Annotated in this window: 3 protein-coding genes; all 3 read left to right on the top strand. The window is 67.9% G+C overall.

Annotated elements, in window-relative coordinates; all coding sequences use genetic code 11:
- Positions 1-1298, top strand: a 1298-nt coding sequence (locus tag F3J14_RS34165) for a chemotaxis protein CheW (RefSeq protein ID WP_211080430.1), incomplete at its 5' end; no start/stop codon positions are given.
- A 48-nt stretch (positions 1299-1346) separates the two neighbouring features.
- Positions 1347-1862 (top strand): chemotaxis protein CheW, encoded by a 516-nt coding sequence (gene cheW, locus F3J14_RS34160; RefSeq protein WP_105833970.1) that lies wholly within the window; start codon positions 1347-1349, stop codon positions 1860-1862.
- Positions 1863-1899: 37 nt separating this feature from the next.
- Positions 1900-3546, top strand: a 1647-nt coding sequence (locus F3J14_RS34155) for a methyl-accepting chemotaxis protein (RefSeq protein ID WP_166726659.1), incomplete at its 3' end; no start/stop codon positions are given.

The raw sequence follows: 3546 nt of genomic DNA, 5'->3' as shown, positions 1-3546 counted from the left end.
AACCGGCGCCGCAACCGCACGCCGAACCCGCGGCGCCGGCCGCCGCGCATCACGACGACAAGCGTCCGCGCCCGGCTGCCGCCGCATCGGGCGCCGAAGGCAGCTCGATCCGGGTCGGCGTCGAGAAGGTCGACCAGCTGATCAACCTGGTCGGCGAGCTCGTGATCACGCAGGCGATGCTCGCGGAAACCGCGAGCGCGTTCGATCCGGCGCTGCACGACCGCCTGTTCAACGGGATGGCGCAGCTCGAGCGCAACGCGCGCGACCTGCAGGAAGCGGTGATGTCGATCCGCATGATGCCGATGGACTACGTGTTCAGCCGCTTCCCGCGGCTCGTGCGCGACCTGGCCGGCAAGCTCGGCAAGCAGGTCGAGCTCGTCACGTTCGGCCAGGCGACCGAGCTGGACAAGAGCCTGATCGAGCGGATCATCGACCCGCTCACGCACCTCGTGCGCAACAGCCTCGATCACGGGATCGAGACCGTCGACAAGCGCGTCGCCGCCGGCAAGGACGCGGTCGGCCAGCTCGTGCTGTCGGCCGCGCATCACGGCGGCAACATCGTGATCGAGGTCAGCGATGACGGCGGGGGCCTGAACCGCGAGCGGATCCTCGCGAAGGCCGCGAAACAGGGCATGCAGGTGTCCGACAACATCAGCGACGACGAAGTCTGGCAACTGATCTTCGCGCCGGGCTTCTCGACCGCCGAGACCGTGACCGACGTGTCGGGCCGCGGCGTCGGGATGGACGTCGTGAAGCGCAACATCCAGTCGATGGGCGGCCATGTCGAGATCTCGTCGCAGGCCGGTCGCGGCACGACCACGCGGATCGTGCTGCCGCTCACGCTCGCGATCCTCGACGGGATGTCGGTGAAGGTCGGCAGCGAGATCTTCATCCTGCCGCTGAACTTCGTGATGGAGTCGCTGCAGCCGTCGAACGACGACATCTACACGGTCGGCAACGGCGAGCGCGTAGTGCGCGTGCGCGGCGAATACCTGCCGCTCGTCGCGCTGCACGAGGTGTTCTCGGTCGAGGACGCGCGCACCGATCCGACCCAGGGGATCGTCACGATCATGGAAACCGAGGGGCGCCGCTTCGCGATGCTGATCGACGAGCTAGTTGGCCAGCAGCAGGTGGTCGTGAAGAACCTCGAAACCAACTACCGCAAGGTGCACGGCATCTCGGCGGCGACCATCCTCGGCGACGGCAGTGTCGCGCTGATCGTCGACGTCGCGGCGCTGAACCGCGAAACCCGTGCGATGCACGGCGCCCGAGTCGGCGCCGAGCTCGCGATCTTCTGACTCTCGCCATTCAACCGATTGGGGGCACACGTGTCTGCTGAAGTCCAAATGATCAATCCGGCCGCGGCGAACGCGGCTACCAGAGGCCGCGACGCCGCACATGGCGATGCGACGGGGCAGGAGTTCCTCGTCTTCACGCTCGGCGACGAGGAATACGGGATCGACATCCTGAAGGTGCAGGAAATCCGCGGCTACGACAGCGTCACGCGCATCGCGAATGCCCCGGACTTCATCAAGGGCGTGATCAACCTGCGCGGCATCATCGTGCCGATCGTCGACATGCGGATCAAGTTCCATCTCGGCCGCGTCGAGTACGACCACCAGACCGTCGTGATCATCCTGAACGTGTCGAACCGCGTGGTCGGGATGGTGGTCGACGGCGTGTCGGACGTGCTGACGCTGCAGACGGACCAGATCATGCCGGCGCCGGAATTCGGCGCGACGCTGACGACCGAGTACCTGACGGGCCTCGGCACCGTCGACGGCCGCATGCTGATCCTGATGGACATCGAGAAGCTGATGTCGAGCCGGGAAATGGCGTTGATCGAAACGCTCGGCGGGTAAGTGCGCCGCGCACGCAGGAATTTCGGGAGAATCTGCAATGTTGCATAACTGGTCGATCCGCACGACGCTCACGGCGGTCGGACTCATCCTCGTGGGCCTCGCCGCCGCGGTCGGCGGCCTCGGCCTTTACGCGCTCGATCACGCGAGCCGCTCGCTCGACGAGATCGCGCACGTCGATCTGCCGGCGATCCATGCGCTCGACGACACGTCGTCGTACCTGCTGCGCGCACGCGTGTCGCTCGACCGCTTCCGCTCGCTGACCGAGGCCGGTAATACGGCCGACGCGAGCAAGGTGCTCGAGCGCGCGCAGGAGCTGTACACGAAGTCGAATCAGAACTGGCAGGCGTTCCAGGCGACGCCGAAGCTCGGCGTCGAGCAGGCGCTCGTCGACGACCTCGCCGCGCGCTACGCGACGATCGTGAAGGAAGGCGTCGAGCCGGAATTCGCGGCCGCGCGCGCGGGCGACATGGCGGCCTATCACGCGGTCGCCGACACCAAGATCAGCCCGATGTTCGTCGCGTACGACCAGGCGGCAGCGGCCGTGGTCGCGTCGCTGCAGAAACGCGCGGAAGAACGCCAGACCGCGACGCAGTCGCAGATCTCGATGATGATCGGCCTGATCGCGGCCGGCGTCGCGATCGCGTTCGTCGTCGTGATCGCGATCCGCTTCGCGCTGCGCGGGCTGATCATCAACCCGCTCGAGGACGCGATCGCGCACTTCGAGCGCATCGCCGGCGGCGACCTCACGCAGCCGGTGAACGTGTCCAGCACCAACGAGATCGGCCGCCTGTTCGGCGGCATCAAGCGGATGCAGGATGCGGTGACGACGATGGTGCAGGCCGTGCATCGCGGCACCGAGTCGATCGACGTCGGCGCGCGCGAGATCTCGACCGGCAACACCGACCTGTCGCAGCGCACCGAGGAGCAGGCCGCGTCGCTGCAGGAAACCGCTTCGAGCATGGAGCAGCTGACGGGCACCGTGCGCCAGAACGCGGAGAACGCGCGGCAGGCGAGCCAGCTCGCGGTGAACGCGTCCGACATCGCGACGCACGGCGGTGAAGTCGTCGGCCAGGTCGTGTCGACGATGCAGGACATCGCGGCGAGCTCGGGCAAGGTCGTCGACATCATCGGCACGATCGAAGGCATCGCGTTCCAGACCAACATCCTCGCGCTGAACGCGGCGGTCGAAGCCGCGCGTGCGGGCGAGCAGGGTCGCGGCTTCGCGGTGGTCGCGGGTGAAGTGCGCTCGCTGGCCCAGCGCAGCGCGAGCGCCGCGAAGGAAATCAAGCAGCTGATCGGCGATTCGGCCGAGAAGGTCGAAAGCGGGTCGGCGCTCGTCGCGCGGGCCGGTTCGACGATGGACGAGATTGTGCAGGCCGTGCGCCGCGTGACCGACATCATGGGCGAGATCAGCGCCGCGTCGGACGAGCAGTCGACCGGCATCGAGCAGGTCAATCGCGCGGTCGGCCAGATGGACTCGGTCACGCAGCAGAACGCGGCGCTCGTCGAGCAGGCTGCGGCGGCGGCCGCGTCGCTCGAGGAGCAGACGCGCCAGATGAAGGCGATCGTGTCGGACTGGCGCGTCGCGGGCGGCATCGCACCCGCGCCGGTGCGCGGCGCCGCGCGCCCGGCCGCTCATGCACAGGCCCCGGCGTCGCCGTCGGAGAGCCGTTACGACGCCGCG

Origin of the sequence: Burkholderia sp. Tr-862 (assembly GCF_011753085.1) — a bacterium.
Taxonomy (GTDB): domain Bacteria; phylum Pseudomonadota; class Gammaproteobacteria; order Burkholderiales; family Burkholderiaceae; genus Burkholderia; species Burkholderia ambifaria.
The sequence above is the reverse complement of the archived record's forward strand: the minus strand, read 5'-3'. Positions and strand labels throughout refer to the sequence as shown.